General features: G+C 50.7%; 17 protein-coding genes. 16 read left to right on the plus strand and 1 reads right to left on the minus strand.

The genetic code is table 11. The features are described 5' to 3' along the window. Positions 1 to 2 precede the first annotated feature (2 nt). Complete coding sequence (asnA, locus tag GHC22_RS23330) at positions 3 to 995, minus strand: aspartate--ammonia ligase (protein WP_153753941.1); 993 nt, start codon at positions 993 to 995, stop codon at positions 3 to 5. Between the two features lie 151 nt (positions 996 to 1,146). Between asnA and asnC the strand changes: the two genes are divergently transcribed. The 16 genes from asnC (at position 1,147) to pstS (ending at position 18,105) form a co-directional block, all read left to right on the plus strand. Next, on the plus strand, positions 1,147 to 1,605 hold the full coding sequence (gene asnC / locus GHC22_RS23335) for a transcriptional regulator AsnC (protein ID WP_003023780.1): 459 nt from the start codon (positions 1,147 to 1,149) through the stop codon (positions 1,603 to 1,605). Between the two features lie 88 nt (positions 1,606 to 1,693). Then, positions 1,694 to 2,143, plus strand: a complete 450-nt coding sequence (gene mioC, locus GHC22_RS23340) for an FMN-binding protein MioC (RefSeq protein ID WP_003827013.1) — start codon at positions 1,694 to 1,696, stop codon at positions 2,141 to 2,143. Between the two features lie 372 nt (positions 2,144 to 2,515). Next, entirely contained in the window at positions 2,516 to 4,405 is a 1,890-nt protein-coding gene (gene mnmG / locus GHC22_RS23345; RefSeq protein WP_003827014.1) for a tRNA uridine-5-carboxymethylaminomethyl(34) synthesis enzyme MnmG, read from the plus strand. 102 nt (positions 4,406 to 4,507) lie between these two features. Next, complete coding sequence (gene rsmG / locus GHC22_RS23350; protein WP_003827017.1) at positions 4,508 to 5,131, plus strand: 16S rRNA (guanine(527)-N(7))-methyltransferase RsmG; 624 nt, start codon at positions 4,508 to 4,510, stop codon at positions 5,129 to 5,131. A gap of 614 nt (positions 5,132 to 5,745) precedes the next feature. Then, entirely contained in the window at positions 5,746 to 6,126 is a 381-nt protein-coding gene (atpI, locus tag GHC22_RS23355; RefSeq protein ID WP_003827019.1) for a F0F1 ATP synthase subunit I, read from the plus strand. 7 nt (positions 6,127 to 6,133) lie between these two features. Then, positions 6,134 to 6,949 (plus strand): F0F1 ATP synthase subunit A, encoded by an 816-nt coding sequence (atpB, locus tag GHC22_RS23360; RefSeq protein WP_003023792.1) that lies wholly within the window; start codon positions 6,134 to 6,136, stop codon positions 6,947 to 6,949. Between the two features lie 46 nt (positions 6,950 to 6,995). Further along, positions 6,996 to 7,235, plus strand: a complete 240-nt coding sequence (gene atpE, locus GHC22_RS23365; RefSeq protein WP_003023794.1) for a F0F1 ATP synthase subunit C — start codon at positions 6,996 to 6,998, stop codon at positions 7,233 to 7,235. A gap of 59 nt (positions 7,236 to 7,294) precedes the next feature. Beyond that, complete coding sequence (gene atpF / locus GHC22_RS23370) at positions 7,295 to 7,765, plus strand: F0F1 ATP synthase subunit B (protein WP_003827022.1); 471 nt, start codon at positions 7,295 to 7,297, stop codon at positions 7,763 to 7,765. A 14-nt stretch (positions 7,766 to 7,779) separates the two neighbouring features. After that, complete coding sequence (atpH, locus tag GHC22_RS23375) at positions 7,780 to 8,313, plus strand: F0F1 ATP synthase subunit delta (RefSeq protein ID WP_003827024.1); 534 nt, start codon at positions 7,780 to 7,782, stop codon at positions 8,311 to 8,313. Positions 8,314 to 8,325: 12 nt separating this feature from the next. Then, positions 8,326 to 9,867, plus strand: coding sequence for a F0F1 ATP synthase subunit alpha (gene atpA, locus GHC22_RS23380; protein WP_003023802.1), 1,542 nt, complete (start codon positions 8,326 to 8,328; stop codon positions 9,865 to 9,867). A 50-nt stretch (positions 9,868 to 9,917) separates the two neighbouring features. Next, positions 9,918 to 10,781, plus strand: coding sequence for a F0F1 ATP synthase subunit gamma (gene atpG, locus GHC22_RS23385; protein ID WP_006687765.1), 864 nt, complete (start codon positions 9,918 to 9,920; stop codon positions 10,779 to 10,781). 26 nt (positions 10,782 to 10,807) lie between these two features. Continuing rightward, positions 10,808 to 12,190, plus strand: coding sequence for a F0F1 ATP synthase subunit beta (gene atpD, locus GHC22_RS23390; RefSeq protein WP_003023806.1), 1,383 nt, complete (start codon positions 10,808 to 10,810; stop codon positions 12,188 to 12,190). A 20-nt stretch (positions 12,191 to 12,210) separates the two neighbouring features. Further along, positions 12,211 to 12,630, plus strand: a complete 420-nt coding sequence (locus GHC22_RS23395; RefSeq protein WP_003023809.1) for a F0F1 ATP synthase subunit epsilon — start codon at positions 12,211 to 12,213, stop codon at positions 12,628 to 12,630. A gap of 675 nt (positions 12,631 to 13,305) precedes the next feature. Beyond that, positions 13,306 to 14,676, plus strand: coding sequence for a bifunctional UDP-N-acetylglucosamine diphosphorylase/glucosamine-1-phosphate N-acetyltransferase GlmU (gene glmU / locus GHC22_RS23400; RefSeq protein ID WP_153753942.1), 1,371 nt, complete (start codon positions 13,306 to 13,308; stop codon positions 14,674 to 14,676). Between the two features lie 224 nt (positions 14,677 to 14,900). Next, entirely contained in the window at positions 14,901 to 16,730 is a 1,830-nt protein-coding gene (gene glmS, locus GHC22_RS23405) for a glutamine--fructose-6-phosphate transaminase (isomerizing) (protein WP_003827031.1), read from the plus strand. Between the two features lie 334 nt (positions 16,731 to 17,064). After that, positions 17,065 to 18,105 carry a phosphate ABC transporter substrate-binding protein PstS gene (gene pstS / locus GHC22_RS23410; RefSeq protein WP_003827033.1) on the plus strand — a complete coding sequence of 347 codons (1,041 nt, stop codon included), beginning with the start codon at positions 17,065 to 17,067 and terminating at the stop codon, positions 18,103 to 18,105. Positions 18,106 to 18,208 lie beyond the last annotated feature (103 nt).

Below are 18,208 nucleotides of genomic sequence, written 5' to 3' on the forward strand. Positions count from 1 at the left end.
TGTTACAGCAGAGATGCGACGCTTTCACGTACCTGGGCTGGCCATACGCCACACTGAACCTGACCAATGTGAGGTAATTGCAGCAACAGCATGGTCAGACGCGACTGCCCAATGCCGCCACCAATTGTCTGCGGCATTTCACCGCGCAGCAGCGCCTGGTGCCACTCCAGACTCAGGCGATCTTCATCACCGGTCAGAGACAGCTGGTGTTTCAGGGCGTCAGCATCCACACGAATCCCCATAGAAGACAGCTCAAACGCATCTTCCAGAACCGGGTTCCAGACCAGAATATCACCGTTCAGACCGGCATGACCCAGCTCGGACGCTGAACTCCAATCATCATAATCGGGCGCACGTACGTCATGACGGTGACCGTCACTGAGCTTACCGCCGATCCCCACCAGGAATACCGCACCCAGCTCTTTAGCGATCGCACGTTCACGACCTTTTGCATCAAGATCCGGATAACGAGATAACAGCTCCTGGCTATGAACAAAGTGGATCTGCTCTGGCAGGAACGGTGCCAGACCAAACTCTTTGCTAACCGCAGCTTCGGTGGCCTTAATTCCCGCCCAGATAGCCTCTACCGTGCTTTTCAGAGTGGAGAATTGACGCTCACCGTCACCCATCACGCGCTCCCAGTCCCACTGGTCAACGTACACTGAGTGCAGCGGGGAGAGGCGATCTTCATCGGGACGCAGGGCTTTCATGTGCGTGTACAGCCCCTCGCCTGCGCTAAAGTCGTGTTGTCCTAACGTTTGACGCTTCCACTTCGCCAGTGAATGAACCACTTCGAATTGAGCGTCTGGCAATGCTTTAACCTTCACCTGCACCGCTTTTTCACAGCCCGACAAGTTATCCTGCGTACCATCTCCAACGCGGCTGAGGATCGGCGCCTGAACTTCGATCAGGCCTAAAAGCTCTTCCAGCTGGCGAGAAAAATGAGATTTTACGAAGCTAATTTGACGTTGTTTGGCAATGTAAGCGGTTTTCATTATGTGTACTCCTGTGTCCTTTTGCCTATGATTAAGCAACAGAATGGAGGTAATATTCAATAATCAACAAACAAAAAGCCGACTTCGATTTTGATTCGTTAAAAATTACGTCTAAAATAGAGGGAATCATTAATCTACATAAGAAAAACCTATGGAAAATTATCAGATCGACAATCTGGACCGCGGCATTCTTGACGCCTTAATGGAAAATGCTCGTACCGCCTACGCAGAATTAGCCAAACAGTTCGGCGTCAGCCCAGGAACAATTCACGTTCGCGTAGAAAAGATGAAGCAGGCGGGGATCATTACCGGCGCGCGGATTGATGTCAGTCCCAAACAATTGGGTTATGACGTCGGCTGCTTTATCGGCATCATCCTGAAAAGTGCGAAAGACTATCCGTCAGCGCTGGCCAGACTGGAAAGCCTCGATGAAGTGACCGAAGCATATTACACCACCGGGCACTACAGCATCTTTATTAAGGTGATGTGCAAGTCGATCGACGCATTGCAGCAGGTACTTATCAACAAGATCCAAACAATTGACGAAATTCAGTCCACGGAAACGCTGATCGTCCTGCAAAACCCGATCATGCGTACCATCAAGCCGTGATCGCTTTTTTTAATACCCTGGTTTTCCACAGGTAGATCCCAGCTCGCTCACAGCGTACAATACGCCCTCTTTATAAAGGTGGGCGATCATGGCAGACATCACTCTTATCAGCGGTAGTACGCTTGGCAGTGCGGAATATGTAGCAGAGCATCTGGCTGAAAAGCTGGACGACGCGGGTTTTTCCAGCGAAATACTGCATGGGCCAATGCTTGAAGAGGTTCCGACTGACGGGATCTGGCTGATTATCAGCTCCACGCACGGTGCGGGAGATATTCCTGACAACCTGCAGCCTTTATATGATGCGTTACGCGAGCAAAAGCCGGACCTGTCACAAGTGCGCTTTGGTGCAATCGGGATCGGCAGTCGTGAATATGACACCTTTTGCGGCGCAATCGACAAGCTGGAAGCCGAATTGAAGGCCTGTGGGGCAAAACAGATCGGCGAAACACTCAGGATCAACGTACTGGAACATGAAATTCCGGAAGATCCGGCTGAAATTTGGCTGGGATCGTGGCATCCGTTGCTCAGAGATTTGTAAAGATCGTACTTTTTTATGTGGATAACTCTGGTTAAAAGCTTGGATCAACCGGTAGTTATCCCAAGAACAACCGTTGTTCAGTTTTTGAGTTGTGTATAACCCTTCATTCTGATCCCAGCTTATACGGACCAGGATCACCGATCATTCACAGCTAATGATCCTCAGCAACCTGTTGATCTTACTTAAAGGATCGTCCTTATCCACAGAAAGGTGCGATCCTAATAAGAGATCACAATAAAACAGATCTCTAAATAAAAAGATCTTCTTTTTAATACCCAGGATCCCAGGTCTTTCTCCATCGACTAAAGTTGAGTAGAATCCACGGCCCGGGCTTCAATCCATTTTCACACCGCGTTATGCGAGGCAATTACCATGTTTTATCAGGATCCTTTTGACGTCATCATCATTGGCGGGGGTCATGCAGGCACCGAGGCCGCAATGGCCGCGGCGCGAATGGGTCAACAGACTCTGCTTTTGACACACAATATCGACACTCTGGGGCAGATGAGCTGCAACCCGGCGATTGGCGGTATTGGGAAGGGACACCTGGTAAAAGAAGTGGATGCGCTTGGTGGATTGATGGCAAAAGCGATCGACCATGCCGGCATTCAGTTTAGGATACTAAACGCAAGCAAAGGGCCAGCCGTTCGCGCTACCCGAGCTCAGGCCGATCGTGTGCTCTATCGTCAGGCGGTACGCACTGCGCTGGAGAATCAACCTAACCTGATGATCTTCCAGCAGGCGGTTGAAGATCTGATTGTTGAAAACGATCGCGTTGTGGGTGCAGTAACCCAAATGGGACTGAAGTTCCGTGCTAAAGCGGTCGTATTAACCGTGGGGACTTTCCTCGACGGCAAAATTCATATTGGTCTGGACAACTACAGCGGCGGCCGCGCTGGCGATCCGCCGTCTATTCCGCTGTCACGCCGTCTGCGTGAACTGCCGCTGCGCGTCAGCCGCCTGAAAACCGGTACACCGCCGCGTATCGATGCGCGCACGATTGATTTCAGCGTGCTCGGCCAGCAAAACAGCGATAACCCGATGCCGGTCTTCTCATTCCTGGGCGATGCTTCTCAGCATCCACGCCAGATGCCGTGTTACATCACGCATACCAATGAGAAAACCCATGACGTGATCCGCAATAACCTCGATCGTAGCCCAATGTACGCTGGCGTGATCGAAGGTATCGGCCCACGTTACTGCCCGTCGATCGAAGACAAAGTGATGCGCTTTGCCGATCGTAACCAGCATCAGATCTTCCTCGAACCGGAAGGACTGACCTCTAACGAAATTTACCCGAATGGCATCTCCACCAGCCTGCCGTTCGATGTGCAGATGCAAATTGTCCGCTCCATGCAGGGGATGGAAAATGCCAGAATCGTCCGCCCAGGCTACGCGATTGAGTATGATTTCTTCGATCCGCGTGACCTGAAACCTACTCTGGAAAGCAAATTCATCCAGGGTCTGTTCTTTGCGGGCCAGATTAACGGTACAACCGGTTATGAAGAAGCCGCTGCACAAGGCATGTTGGCAGGTCTGAACGCCGCACGCTTGTCTGCCGAAAAAGAGGGTTGGGCACCGCGTCGCGATCAGGCTTATCTTGGCGTGCTGGTGGACGACCTGTGTACGCTGGGTACCAAAGAACCGTACCGTATGTTCACATCTCGCGCTGAATATCGTTTGATGCTGCGTGAAGATAACGCCGACCTGCGTCTGACCGAAATTGGTCGTGAACTGGGTCTGGTGGACGATGAGCGCTGGGCTCGCTTCAACGAGAAACTGGAGCGTATCGAACAGGAACGCCAACGTCTTAAATCAACCTGGGTGAATCCGTTAGCGGAGTCCGCAGCAGAAGTGAATGCTCACCTGGCTACACCTCTGTCCCGTGAAGCGAGCGGTGAAGATCTGCTGCGTCGCCCGGATATGACCTATGCTCAGTTGACCTCTTTATCTGCGTTCGCACCCGCGCTTGATGATGCTCAGGCCGCAGAACAGGTTGAGATTCAGGTGAAATACGAAGGGTATATTGCCCGTCAGCTGGAAGAAATTGAAAGACAACAGCGCAATGAAAACACCCTGTTGCCTGCAACGCTGGATTATCGTCAGGTCTCTGGCTTGTCGAATGAAGTTATCGCTAAGCTGAACGATCACAAACCCGTTTCGATCGGTCAGGCATCGCGTATTTCCGGCATAACGCCTGCCGCCATCTCCATTCTGCTGGTATGGCTGAAAAAACAAGGTATGCTGCGCCGCAGCGCTTGATAACACTATTTTGGCGGGGGCGCTTCGCTTGCCCGCCGTACAAATTTGTAGGCCCGATAAGCGAAAGCGCATCGGGCATTTGATTATTAACAGGTAACGACCGTGCTCAACAAACTCTCTCGTCTGCTGGCTGATGCCGGTATTTCTCTTACCGATCACCAGAAAAATCAGCTGATTGCGTATGTCGATATGCTGCACAAATGGAACAAAGCGTACAACCTGACGTCGGTGCGGGATCCCAACGAAATGCTGGTACGCCATATTCTGGACAGCATTGTCGTTGCACCGTATCTGAAGGGTGAGCGTTTTATCGATGTAGGTACGGGACCGGGCCTGCCGGGAATTCCGCTCTCTATCGTGCGCCCTGAAGCGCATTTCACACTGCTCGATAGCCTGGGAAAACGTGTTCGTTTCTTGCGTCAGGTGCAGCATGAGCTTGCGCTTACTAACATCACTCCAGTGCAAAGCCGTGTTGAAGAATTTCCTTCAGAACCGCCGTTTGATGGGGTGATTAGCCGTGCTTTCGCTTCACTCAATGATATGGTGAGCTGGTGTCATCATTTGCCGGGCCAGAATGGGCGTTTTTATGCGCTAAAAGGGCAGTTGCCTGCAGATGAAATTGATTCGCTGCCAGCAGAATTCAGCGTTGAGTCCGTCGAAAAATTACGCGTTCCGCAGTTGGATGGTGAACGTCATTTGGTGGTTATTAAGCCAAACAAAATTTAATTTTTATCAAAAAAAATAGAGAAAAAACGGCTTTTCAGGTGTTAAAAGTCATAGGTAATAGTGTGGTTAAATGTCGTTACATTTCACTAGTGCCTTACGGTTTTGCATCATAACTATAACGTACCGTTTTTTGTTAAAAGCGAAACAAGTCAGCTGTGAAAATATCAGTCTGCTAAAAATAGAACGTAAGAATCACCGTTCGTGTTAATTTTTTATTATAAATGTCAATGAGCGGTTTTTTTGTTGTTAGGCGTTGTTTTTGAAATAGTGGCTATTTTTACGCTTAAATATCAAAAAGATGAAAAGGCATCAATTGCCACGTAAATAAATTATGCGAAGGTGAATATGTTCAATATGTGATCTGGTGCACGCTTTGACGCCAGTGTTTTCGCGGCATTTGCAGTTTTGCATGATCGTTCACAGTTTGCCTAAAAGTAATAAATGTGGGGCAGCGAAAAATATTTAAACATTTATTCACTTTTTAGCTACTTATTGTTTGAAATCACGAAGGCGCACCGTATAATTTGTCCGCTTTTTGATGCTTGACTCTAAGCCATAAAGAACGTTTTATACGACACGCGGCATACCTCGAAGGGAGCAGGAGTAAAAACGTGATGTCTATGTCGCTCTTGAGTCGAAACGTTGCTCGTAAGCTTTTGCTCACACAGCTTCTGGTTGTAATAGCAAGTGGATTGCTGTTTAGCCTCAAAGACCCTTTCTGGGGCATCTCCGCGTTGTGTGGAGGATTGGCAGTGTTACTGCCTAATGTGTTGTTTATGATATTTGCCTGGCGTCACCAGGTACATACACCAGCGAAGGGCCGAGTAGCCTGGTCGTTCGCTTTCGGCGAAGCCTTCAAGGTATTAGCGATGCTGGTGTTGTTGGTGGTGGCGTTGGCTGTTTTGAAAGCGGTATTCATGCCGCTGATCGTTACGTGGGTTTTGGTGCTGGTGGTTCAGATACTGGCGCCGGCTGTAATTAACAACAAAGGGTAAAGGCATCATGGCTTCAGAAAATATGACGCCGCAGGATTACATAGGACACCATCTGAATAACCTTCAGTTGGACCTACGTACATTCTCGCTGGTGGATCCGCACAACCCCCCAGCCACCTTCTGGACGCTCAATATTGACTCCATTTTCTTCTCGGTGGTTCTGGGTCTGTTGTTCCTGCTTATGTTCCGTAGCGTAGCCAAAAAGGCGACCAGCGGCGTACCAGGTAAATTTCAGACCGCGATTGAGCTGGTAATCGGCTTTGTGCATGGTAGCGTGAAAGACATGTACCATGGCAAAAGCAAGCTGATTGCTCCGCTGGCCTTGACGATTTTCGTCTGGGTATTCCTGATGAACTTGATGGATTTGCTGCCTATCGACCTGCTGCCGTACATCGGTGAGCATATCTTTGGCCTACCGGCTCTGCGTGTGGTTCCGTCTGCTGACGTGAACATCACCCTGTCGATGGCGCTGGGCGTATTTATCCTCATTCTGTTCTACAGCATCAAAATGAAAGGCATCGGTGGCTTCGCGAAAGAGTTGACGCTGCAGCCGTTCAATCACTGGGCGTTCATCCCTGTCAACTTAATCCTTGAAGGGGTAAGCCTGCTGTCCAAACCAATCTCTCTTGGTCTGCGACTGTTCGGCAACATGTATGCCGGTGAGCTGATTTTCATTCTGATTGCTGGTCTGTTGCCGTGGTGGTCACAGTGGATCCTGAATGTGCCTTGGGCCATTTTCCACATACTGATTATCACGCTGCAAGCCTTCATATTTATGGTTCTGACGATTGTCTATCTGTCGATGGCATCTGAAGAGCATTAATTTACCAACACTACTACGTTTTAACTGAAACAAACTGGAGACTGTCATGGAAAACCTGAATATGGATCTGCTGTACATTGCTGCCGCTGTGATGATGGGTCTGGCGGCAATCGGTGCTGCGATCGGTATCGGCATCCTCGGGGGTAAATTCCTGGAAGGCGCAGCGCGTCAACCGGATCTGATTCCTCTGCTGCGTACTCAGTTCTTTATCGTTATGGGTCTGGTGGATGCAATCCCAATGATCGCTGTAGGTCTGGGTCTGTACGTGATGTTTGCTGTCGCGTAGTAAGCGTTGCTTGAATTAAGAGCAATATCAGAACGTTAACTAGATAGAGGCATTGTGCTGTGAATCTTAACGCAACAATCCTCGGCCAGGCCATCGCGTTTGTCCTGTTCGTTCTGTTCTGCATGAAGTACGTATGGCCGCCATTAATGGCTGCCATCGAAAAACGTCAAAAAGAAATTGCTGACGGCCTTGCTTCTGCAGAACGAGCACATAAGGATCTTGACCTTGCAAAGGCCAGCGCGACCGACCAGCTGAAAAAAGCGAAGGCGGAAGCTCAGGTAATCATCGAGCAGGCGAACAAACGCCGTGCTCAGATCCTGGACGAAGCTAAAACTGAAGCAGAGCAGGAACGTACTAAAATCGTGGCACAGGCGCAGGCGGAAATTGACGCCGAGCGTAAACGTGCTCGCGAAGAGCTGCGTAAGCAAGTTGCTATCCTGGCTGTTGCTGGCGCCGAGAAGATCATCGAACGTTCCGTGGATGAAGCTGCTAATAGCGACATCGTGGACAAACTTGTCGCTGAACTGTAAGGAGGGAGGGGCTGATGTCTGAATTTATTACGGTAGCTCGCCCCTACGCCAAAGCAGCTTTTGACTTTGCCGTTGAGCACCAAAGCATTGACCGTTGGCAGGATATGTTGACGTTCGCCGCTGAGGTGACAAAAAACGAACAAATGGCAGAGCTTCTCTCTGGCGCGCTGGCGCCGGAAACGCTCGCTGAGTCGTTTATCGCCGTGTGCGGTGAGCAGCTGGACGAAAGCGGCCAAAACCTGATTAGGGTTATGGCTGAAAATAACCGTCTGAATGCGCTCCCGGATGTTCTTGAGCAGTTTATTCACCTGCGTGCAGCCAGTGAGGCTATCTCTGAGGTAGAAGTCACTTCTGCCAATGCACTGAGTGATGAACAGCTTACGAAGATTAGTGCTGCGATGGAAAAACGTCTGTCACGCAAAGTTAAGCTGAATTGCAAAATCGATAAGTCTGTAATGGCAGGCGTAATCATCCGAGCGGGTGATATGGTCATTGATGGCAGCGTACGCGGCCGTCTTGAGCGCCTTGCAGACGTCTTGCAGTCTTAAGGGGACTGGAGCATGCAACTGAATTCCACCGAAATCAGCGAACTGATCAAGCAGCGCATTGCTCAGTTCAATGTTGTGAGCGAAGCTCACAACGAAGGTACTATTGTTTCTGTAAGTGACGGTGTTATCCGCATTCACGGCCTGGCCGATTGTATGCAGGGTGAGATGATTTCCCTGCCGGGTAACCGTTACGCTATCGCACTGAACCTGGAGCGCGACTCCGTAGGTGCAGTTGTGATGGGTCCATACGCTGACCTCGCCGAAGGCATGAAGGTTAAGTGTACGGGTCGTATTCTGGAAGTTCCGGTTGGCCGTGGCCTGCTGGGTCGTGTGGTGAACACTCTGGGTTCCCCGATTGACGGTAAAGGTCCGGTTGATAACGATGGCTTCTCGCCAATCGAAGTTATCGCACCAGGCGTAATCGAACGTCAGTCCGTCGACCAGCCAGTACAGACCGGTTATAAATCTGTTGATGCCATGATCCCAATCGGTCGTGGCCAGCGTGAGCTGATCATCGGTGACCGTCAGACAGGTAAAACTGCGATGGCAATCGATGCCATCATCAACCAGCGTGATTCCGGCATCAAATGTGTGTACGTGGCTATCGGCCAGAAAGCGTCCACCATTTCCAACGTGGTTCGTAAACTGGAAGAACACGGCGCACTGTCCAACACCATCGTTGTTGTGGCGACCGCGTCTGAATCTGCTGCACTGCAATACCTGGCACCATATGCCGGTTGCGCAATGGGCGAATACTTCCGTGACCGCGGTGAAGATGCACTGATCGTTTACGATGACCTGTCTAAACAGGCCGTTGCTTACCGTCAGGTTTCCCTGCTGCTGCGTCGTCCGCCAGGACGTGAAGCATTCCCGGGCGACGTATTTTACCTCCACTCCCGTCTGCTGGAACGCGCATCCCGCGTAAACGCGGAATACGTTGAGAAGTTCACCAATGGTGAAGTTAAAGGTAAAACCGGCTCCCTGACCGCTCTGCCGATTATCGAAACCCAGGCGGGTGACGTTTCTGCGTTCGTTCCGACCAACGTAATTTCCATTACCGATGGTCAGATCTTCCTGGAAACTAACCTGTTTAACTCCGGTATTCGTCCGGCAGTTAACCCGGGTATCTCCGTATCTCGTGTTGGTGGTGCAGCGCAGACCAAGATCATCAAGAAACTGTCCGGTGGTATTCGTACCGCTCTGGCACAGTATCGTGAACTGGCAGCGTTTTCTCAGTTCGCTTCCGACCTGGATGAAGCTACTCGTAAGCAGCTGAGCCATGGTCAGAAAGTAACTGAACTGCTGAAGCAGAAACAGTATGCGCCAATGTCTGTTGCACAGCAGGGTGTGGTGCTGTTTGCGGCTGAACGCGGTTACCTCGAAGATGTGGAACTGGCGAAAATCGGTAGCTTCGAAGCCGCTCTGCTGGCTTACGTTGACCGTGACCACGCTCCGCTGATGCAAGAGATCAACCAGTCCGGTGGCTATAACGATGAAATCGAAGGCAAGCTGAAAGCTATCCTCGATTCCTTCAAGGCAACCCAGTCCTGGTAACGTCTGGCGGTCTGCTTTAGGGCGGACCGCAAGGCATTGAGGAGAAGCTCATGGCCGGCGCAAAAGAGATACGTAGTAAGATCGCAAGCGTCCAGAACACGCAGAAGATCACTAAAGCGATGGAGATGGTCGCCGCTTCCAAAATGCGTAAATCGCAGGATCGCATGGCGGCCAGCCGTCCTTATGCAGAGACCATGCGCAAAGTGATTGGTCACCTTGCGAATGGTAATCTGGAATATAAGCACCCTTACCTGGAAGAACGCGACGTTAAACGCGTGGGCTACCTGGTGGTGTCGACCGACCGTGGTCTGTGCGGTGGCTTGAACATTAACCTGTTCAAAAAGCTGCTGGCGGATATGAAAACATGGTCCGATAAAGGCGTTCAGTGCGATATCGCAATGATTGGCTCTAAGGGCGTGTCTTTCTTTAACTCCGTTGGCGGAAACGTGATCGCTCAGGTAACCGGCATGGGGGATAACCCTTCCCTGTCCGAACTGATCGGTCCGGTTAAAGTGATGCTGCAGGCCTACGATGAAGGTCGTCTGGACAAACTGTACGTTGTCAGCAACAAATTTATTAACACCATGTCTCAGACGCCAACCATCACTCAACTGCTGCCTCTGCCGGCATCAGATGATGATGAATTGAAGCGTAAATCTTGGGATTACCTGTATGAGCCAGACCCGAAAGCGCTGCTGGATACCTTGCTGCGTCGTTATGTCGAGTCTCAGGTTTATCAGGGCGTGGTAGAAAACCTGGCCAGCGAGCAGGCCGCACGTATGGTGGCGATGAAAGCCGCGACCGACAATGGCGGCAGCCTGATTAAAGAGCTGCAGTTGGTATACAACAAAGCTCGTCAGGCCAGCATTACTCAGGAACTCACCGAAATCGTCGGTGGTGCATCCGCGGTATAACCAGGTTAATTCGTAGAGGATTCAAGATGGCTACTGGAAAAATTGTCCAGGTAATCGGCGCCGTGGTTGACGTCGAATTCCCTCAGGATGCCGTACCGCGCGTGTACGATGCTCTTGAGGTTATGAATGGTAAAGAGAGCCTGGTGCTGGAAGTTCAGCAGCAGCTCGGCGGCGGTATCGTACGTACCATCGCCATGGGTTCTTCCGACGGTCTGCGTCGTGGTCTGGAAGTTAAAGACCTCGAACACCCGATCGAAGTCCCGGTAGGTAAAGCAACCCTGGGTCGTATCATGAACGTCCTGGGTCACCCGATCGACATGAAAGGCGATATCGGTGAAGAAGAGCGTTGGGCTATCCACCGCGCAGCACCTTCCTACGAAGAGCTGTCCAGCTCTCAGGAACTGCTGGAAACCGGCATCAAAGTTATCGACCTGATGTGTCCGTTCGCTAAGGGCGGTAAAGTCGGTCTGTTCGGTGGTGCGGGTGTAGGTAAAACCGTAAACATGATGGAGCTGATCCGTAACATCGCGATCGAACACTCCGGTTACTCCGTGTTTGCGGGCGTAGGTGAACGTACTCGTGAGGGTAACGACTTCTACCACGAAATGACCGACTCCAACGTACTGGACAAAGTGTCCCTGGTATATGGCCAGATGAACGAGCCGCCGGGAAACCGTCTGCGCGTTGCACTGACCGGTCTGACCATGGCTGAGAAGTTCCGTGACGAAGGTCGTGACGTTCTGCTGTTCGTTGATAACATCTACCGTTACACCCTGGCCGGTACAGAAGTATCTGCACTGCTGGGTCGTATGCCATCAGCGGTAGGCTACCAGCCGACCCTGGCGGAAGAGATGGGTGTTCTTCAGGAACGTATCACCTCTACCAAAACCGGTTCTATCACCTCCGTTCAGGCGGTATACGTACCTGCGGATGACTTGACTGACCCGTCCCCAGCAACCACCTTTGCTCACTTGGATGCAACCGTGGTACTGAGCCGTCAGATCGCTTCTCTGGGTATCTACCCGGCAGTTGACCCGCTGGACTCCACCAGCCGTCAGTTGGATCCGCTGGTTGTTGGTCAGGAACACTACGACACAGCGCGTGGCGTACAGTCCCTGCTGCAGCGTTATCAGGAACTGAAAGACATCATCGCCATCCTGGGTATGGATGAACTGTCTGAAGAAGATAAACTGGTGGTAGCACGTGCGCGTAAGATCCAGCGCTTCCTGTCCCAGCCGTTCTTCGTTGCGGAAGTATTCACCGGTTCTCCGGGTAAATACGTTTCCCTGAAAGACACCATCCGTGGCTTTAAAGGCATCATGGAAGGCGAATACGACCACCTGCCAGAGCAGGCGTTCTACATGGTTGGTTCTATCGACGAAGCCGTGGAAAAAGCCAAAAAACTTTAACGCCTTAATCGGAGGGTGATATGGCAATGACTTACCACCTGGACGTCGTCAGCGCAGAGCAACAAATGTTCTCTGGTCTGGTCGAGAAAATCCAGGTAACGGGTAGTGAAGGTGAACTGGGTATTTTCCCGGGTCACGCCCCGCTGCTCACCGCCATTAAGCCTGGTATGATCCGCATCGTTAAACAGTTCGGTCATGAAGAGTTTATCTATCTGTCCGGCGGCATTCTTGAAGTGCAGCCTGGCAGTGTGACCGTACTGGCTGATACCGCGATTCGCGGACAGGATCTCGATGAAGCGAGAGCCCTGGAAGCGAAGCGTAAGGCTGAAGAGCATATCAAGAGCTCTCATGGTGACGTGGATTACGCTCAGGCATCTGCGGAACTGGCCAAAGCGATCGCGAAACTGCGCGTTATCGAGTTGACCAAAAAAGCGATGTAACACCGGCTTGAAAAGCACAAAGGCCAGTCTGGTTTCCAGGCTGGCTTTTTTTATGGCTTGGTTACAGGAAATATGTAAATAAATAGCAGTTTTATTATTTCGTGATTTAGATCATAAAAATATTGATTGGTTAAAAAATGAGGCGTAGACTCTTTTTTATGTGATGTATGTCACATAATGAACTCAGATAAAAAAAGAGATACCAACATGAAATTGATCAACAAAATCATCGCCCTGTTCAGCAATATGAGTTTTTAGTCTTTCCCCGCCAGCTCTGTGGCGCGAAGCTTAATGCGGTTTATCAGCTAGCGTCATCGTCATTAAATCCCTCCTCCTTCGCTGTATCATTTGTTCTCTATCATTCCTCCCCTCAATTTTCCCAACCCGTTTTTCTGCTTCTCACTGAATCACATAAATAAAATCGTACTATGCTGATGTAATGCTTTATTCATGCGGTAAAAAAATAGCAAAAACATTAACCTAAGGCTTTAATAAGAGCAGACTCCTGGTTTTTGGGAGACAAAAGACGCAGATATAGACGAAAATAGTGAGTTATCAGATGGGGAATCCCCCCTGTTGAACGTTTTATCTTCGGTCCATTTCACGCTGAAAAAAATGTAGTATTTTCAATGTGAAACGGTATAAATTCGTTCTCAAATTACAGTCAGGACGTGTATGTTGAATAATGCTATGAGCGTTGTGATCCTTGCCGCAGGCAAAGGCACGCGTATGTATTCCGATCTTCCTAAAGTGCTGCACACCCTCGCAGGAAAGCCGATGGTTCAGCATGTCATTGATGCAGCTAATGAAATAGGTGCGACTCATGTACACCTTGTCTACGGACACGGTGGCGATCTGCTTAAGCAAACGCTGAAAGATGGCAATCTGAATTGGGTTCTGCAGGCTGAGCAGTTGGGTACCGGCCATGCAATGCAGCAGGCGGCGCCATTCTTTAGTGATGATGAAGACATTTTAATGCTCTATGGCGATGTGCCGCTGATCTCTACCGATACCTTACGTCGCCTGCGTGAAGCCAAACCGCAGGGTGGTATCGGTTTGTTAACGGTAAAACTGGACGACCCATCCGGCTATGGGCGTATTACCCGTGATAACGGCAAAGTTACTGGTATTGTTGAGCATAAAGATGCAACCGACGAGCAGCGTCAAATCCAGGAAATCAACACTGGCATTCTGATTGCCAACGGCGCTGACATGAAGCGTTGGCTGTCTAAACTGACCAACAACAACGTGCAGGGTGAATACTACATCACCGATATCATCGCGATGGCGTATCAGGAAGGACGTGAAATTGCGGCAGTTCATCCGGCACGAATCAGTGAAACGGAAGGGGTAAATAACCGCCTTCAGTTATCCCGTCTGGAACGTGTTTATCAGTCTGAGCAGGCAGAAAAACTGCTGCTGGCGGGCGTGATGCTGCGCGATCCTGCACGTTTTGATCTCCGCGGTACGCTGATTCACGGGCGCGATGTTGAAATTGATACTAACGTTATCATTGAAGGTAACGTAACCGTTGGGGATCGCGTCAAGATTGGCGCTGGCTGTATCATCAAAAACAGCGTGATTGGTGAGGGTTGTGAGCTTAGCCCGTACAGTGTGGTGGAAGATGCCCATCTGGAAGCCGCTTGCACCATCGGTCCATTCGCGCGTCTGCGCCCGGGTGCTGAGCTGCAGGAAGGCGCACACGTGGGTAACTTCGTCGAAATGAAAAAAGCGCGTCTGGGTAAAGGCTCTAAAGCTGGTCATTTGACCTATCTGGGCGATGCGGAAATTGGCGATAATGTGAATATCGGCGCGGGTACGATCACCTGCAACTACGATGGTGCCAATAAGTTTAAAACCATTATTGGTGATGATGTGTTTGTGGGTTCTGATACTCAGCTGGTGGCACCTGTCACCGTGGGTAAAGGTGCGACGATTGCCGCAGGAACCACCGTAACGCGTAATGTCGCCGATAACGAATTGGTATTAAGCCGTGTACCTCAGGTCCATAAACAGGGCTGGCAGCGTCCGGTGAAGAAGAAGTAATTTATTTTTGCCGGATGGCGGCCTACGTGCGGTGACGTTCTGTAGGCCTGATAAGCGTGAGCGCCATCAGGCAGACAAGAGATGAGGGGATAATATAATCCTCCGCTCAACAAGCAGTACCTATAAAAATAACCCCACTCTCTACAAGGCTCGGGGCGCCCGAAATACGGGTATCAGGTTGACCGACAACGACAGGCTAATGCCTAAATTCGGAATCAAAAAATATGTGTGGAATTGTTGGCGCTATCGCGCAGCGTGATGTAGCTGAAATCCTTCTCGAAGGTTTACGTCGTCTGGAATATCGTGGTTATGACTCTGCTGGTCTGGCCGTTGTCGATGCTGAAGGCAACATGACCCGTCTGCGTCGTCTGGGTAAAGTGCAGATGCTGACTGCTGCTGCGGAAGAACATCCGCTGCATGGTGGTACTGGTATTGCTCACACCCGCTGGGCGACACACGGTGAACCTTCAGAAGCGAACGCGCATCCCCATGTTTCTGAACACATTGTTGTGGTGCATAACGGCATCATTGAAAACCATGAACCACTGCGTGAGCTGTTGAAAACGCGTGGCTACACCTTTGTTTCTGAAACCGACACCGAAGTAATTGCTCACCTGGTGCACTGGGAGCTGGAACAGGGTGGTACGTTACGTGAAGCCGTGCTGCGTACTATTCCGCAGCTGCGCGGTGCCTACGGCACGGTGATCATGGATACCCGTAACCCGGAAACCCTGCTGGCGGCCCGTTCTGGCAGCCCGCTGGTGATTGGTCTGGGTATGGGTGAGAACTTTATCGCTTCCGATCAGCTGGCACTGCTGCCGGTAACCCGTCGCTTCATCTTCCTGGAAGAGGGCGACATCGCGGAAGTAACCCGTCGTTCGGTCTCTATTTTCGACAAGTCTGGCGCGGAAGTTAAACGTCAGGATATCGAATCTAATCTGCAATACGATGCGGGCGAAAAAGGTATTTATCGCCACTACATGCAGAAAGAGATCTACGAACAGCCGAACGCAATTAAAAACACGCTGACCGGCCGTATCAGCCACGGTGAAGTGGATTTAAGCGAGCTGGGTTCGCATGCCAACGAGCTGCTGTCTCAGGTTGAGCATATCCAGATTATCGCCTGCGGTACGTCGTACAACTCCGGTATGGTGTCCCGCTACTGGTTTGAATCGTTGGCTGGCATTCCTTGTGATGTCGAAATTGCTTCCGAATTCCGCTATCGCAAATCCGCCGTGCGTCGTAACAGCCTGATGATCACTCTTTCCCAGTCTGGTGAAACGGCAGATACCCTGGCGGGTCTGCGCTTATCCAAAGAGTTGGGCTATCTGGGTTCGCTGGCTATTTGTAACGTACCGGGCTCTTCTCTGGTGCGCGAATCCGACCTGGCGATGATGACCAATGCCGGTACCGAAATCGGCGTGGCCTCCACGAAAGCATTTACCACTCAGCTGACCGTTCTGCTGATGCTGGTGGCGAAACTGTCTCGTCTGAAAGGCCTGGATGTGGCTATTGAGCAGGAAATCGTTCACGGTCTGCAGGCGCTGCCGAGCCGTATTGAGCAGATGCTGTCTCAGGACAAACGCATTGCCGCTCTGGCTGAAGGTTTCTCTGATAAACACCATGCGCTGTTCCTGGGCCGTGGCGATCAGTACCCGATTGCGCTGGAAGGCGCGCTGAAGCTGAAAGAGATCTCGTATATTCACGCTGAAGCATATGCCGCAGGCGAACTGAAACACGGTCCGCTGGCGCTGATTGATGCCGATATGCCGGTTATCGTGGTTGCGCCGAACAACGAACTGCTGGAAAAACTGAAGTCCAACATTGAAGAAGTTCGCGCCCGTGGTGGTCAACTGTACGTCTTTGCTGACCAGGATGCTGGCTTTACCAGCAGCGAAAATATGCACATCATTGAGATGCCGCATGTGGAAGAGGTGATTGCACCGATCTTCTATACCGTTCCGCTGCAGCTGCTGGCGTATCATGTGGCGCTGATTAAAGGCACCGACGTGGATCAGCCGCGTAACCTGGCGAAGTCGGTTACCGTAGAGTAATCCGTACCTAACTGAACTGAAAATGCCCTGCTATGAGCGGGGCATTTTTTTAAACTTGTTCTGTTTTTAATCAATTATCCCGCCTGTTTTATGTGACAAACCGTCATCTTCAGCTACTGTTTGCAGTGTCATAAAAAGAAAATTTTAGCGAAATGTTATTGTCATGGTAATGGTTAACGTTTTGTTTTAAATGTATTTTTAGACAAATAACTTCCCGTGTTTTTCATTGTCATAAAACTGTCATATTTCGTACATTTAACTGTCACCTGTTTGTCCTATTTTGCTCACAGTAGCAACTCAAACAACGATTTACGAAAACCGTGCAGGAGACATTATGAAAGTTATGCGTACCACTGTCGCAACTGTTGTCGCCGCGACCTTATCCATGAGCGCGTTCTCTGCGTTTGCAGCAGCGAGCCTGACAGGTGCAGGTGCAACCTTCCCTGCGCCAGTGTATGCCAAATGGGCAGATACCTATCAGAAAGAGACCGGTAGCAAAGTAAACTACCAGGGTATCGGCTCCTCCGGTGGTGTAAAACAAATTACGGCCAATACCGTTGATTTCGGCGCTTCTGATGCACCGCTGTCTGACGAGAAACTGGCACAAGAAGGCCTGTTCCAGTTCCCGACCGTTATCGGCGGTGTGGTGCTGGCGGTGAATATCCCTGGACTGAAATCCGGCGAGCTGGTGCTTGACGGTAAAACGCTGGGCGACATCTACCTCGGTAAAATTAAGAAGTGGGATGACGAAGCCATCACCAAACTGAACCCAGGTCTGAAGCTGCCTTCGCAAAATATCGCCGTTGTGCGTCGCGCTGATGGTTCTGGTACTTCCTTCGTCTTCACTAGCTACCTGGCGAAAGTGAACGAAGAGTGGAAATCTAAAATTGGTTCCGGCTCTACCGTTAACTGGCCGACCGGTCTGGGCGGTAAAGGTAACGACGGTATCGCCGCGTTCGTACAGCGTCTGCCGGGTTCTATCGGTTACGTTGAGTACGCTTACGCTAAGCAGAACAACCTGGCGTACACCAAGCTGGTCTCTGCTGATGGTAAACCGGTAAGCCCGACCGAAGAAAACTTTGCCAACGCCGCTAAAGGCGCTGACTGGAGCAAAACCTTCGCTCAGGATCTGACGAACCAGAAAGGTGACGATGCGTGGCCAATCACTTCCACCACCTTCATCCTGGTCCATAAAGAGCAGAAGAAGCCTGAGCAGGGCGTTGAAGTGCTGAAATTCTTCGATTGGGCATATAAAAATGGTGGCAAACAGGCTAATGACCTGGATTACGCCAGCCTGCCGGACAGCGTGGTTGAGCAGATTCGTGCTGCATGGAAGACCAACGTGAAAGACAGCAGCGGTAAAGCGCTGTACTAATAGAATATCTTTAACGAGTTGGCGGATGGCGCTACGCTTATCCGCCCTACAGTTCCGACTGTAGGCCCAATTTGTAGGCCGGATAAGCGTAGCGCCATCCGGC

This window comes from Citrobacter sp. H12-3-2 (genome assembly GCF_009649895.1).
GTDB classification, from domain to species: Bacteria; Pseudomonadota; Gammaproteobacteria; order Enterobacterales; family Enterobacteriaceae; genus Citrobacter; species Citrobacter portucalensis.

What these genes read in the sequence shown, in the direction of transcription:
- asnA (WP_153753941.1), bottom strand. Translation starts at nt 995, where the DNA reads ATGAAAACCGCTTACATTGCCAAACAACGTCAAATTAGCTTCGTAAAA.
- asnC (WP_003023780.1), top strand. Translation starts at nt 1,147, where the DNA reads ATGGAAAATTATCAGATCGACAATCTGGACCGCGGCATTCTTGACGCC.
- mioC (WP_003827013.1), top strand. Translation starts at nt 1,694, where the DNA reads ATGGCAGACATCACTCTTATCAGCGGTAGTACGCTTGGCAGTGCGGAA.
- mnmG (WP_003827014.1), top strand. Translation starts at nt 2,516, where the DNA reads ATGTTTTATCAGGATCCTTTTGACGTCATCATCATTGGCGGGGGTCAT.
- atpI (WP_003827019.1), top strand. Translation starts at nt 5,746, where the DNA reads ATGTCTATGTCGCTCTTGAGTCGAAACGTTGCTCGTAAGCTTTTGCTC.
- atpB (WP_003023792.1), top strand. Translation starts at nt 6,134, where the DNA reads ATGGCTTCAGAAAATATGACGCCGCAGGATTACATAGGACACCATCTG.
- atpE (WP_003023794.1), top strand. Translation starts at nt 6,996, where the DNA reads ATGGAAAACCTGAATATGGATCTGCTGTACATTGCTGCCGCTGTGATG.
- atpH (WP_003827024.1), top strand. Translation starts at nt 7,780, where the DNA reads ATGTCTGAATTTATTACGGTAGCTCGCCCCTACGCCAAAGCAGCTTTT.
- atpA (WP_003023802.1), top strand. Translation starts at nt 8,326, where the DNA reads ATGCAACTGAATTCCACCGAAATCAGCGAACTGATCAAGCAGCGCATT.
- atpG (WP_006687765.1), top strand. Translation starts at nt 9,918, where the DNA reads ATGGCCGGCGCAAAAGAGATACGTAGTAAGATCGCAAGCGTCCAGAAC.
- atpD (WP_003023806.1), top strand. Translation starts at nt 10,808, where the DNA reads ATGGCTACTGGAAAAATTGTCCAGGTAATCGGCGCCGTGGTTGACGTC.
- GHC22_RS23395 (WP_003023809.1), top strand. Translation starts at nt 12,211, where the DNA reads ATGGCAATGACTTACCACCTGGACGTCGTCAGCGCAGAGCAACAAATG.
- glmU (WP_153753942.1), top strand. Translation starts at nt 13,306, where the DNA reads ATGTTGAATAATGCTATGAGCGTTGTGATCCTTGCCGCAGGCAAAGGC.
- glmS (WP_003827031.1), top strand. Translation starts at nt 14,901, where the DNA reads ATGTGTGGAATTGTTGGCGCTATCGCGCAGCGTGATGTAGCTGAAATC.
- pstS (WP_003827033.1), top strand. Translation starts at nt 17,065, where the DNA reads ATGAAAGTTATGCGTACCACTGTCGCAACTGTTGTCGCCGCGACCTTA.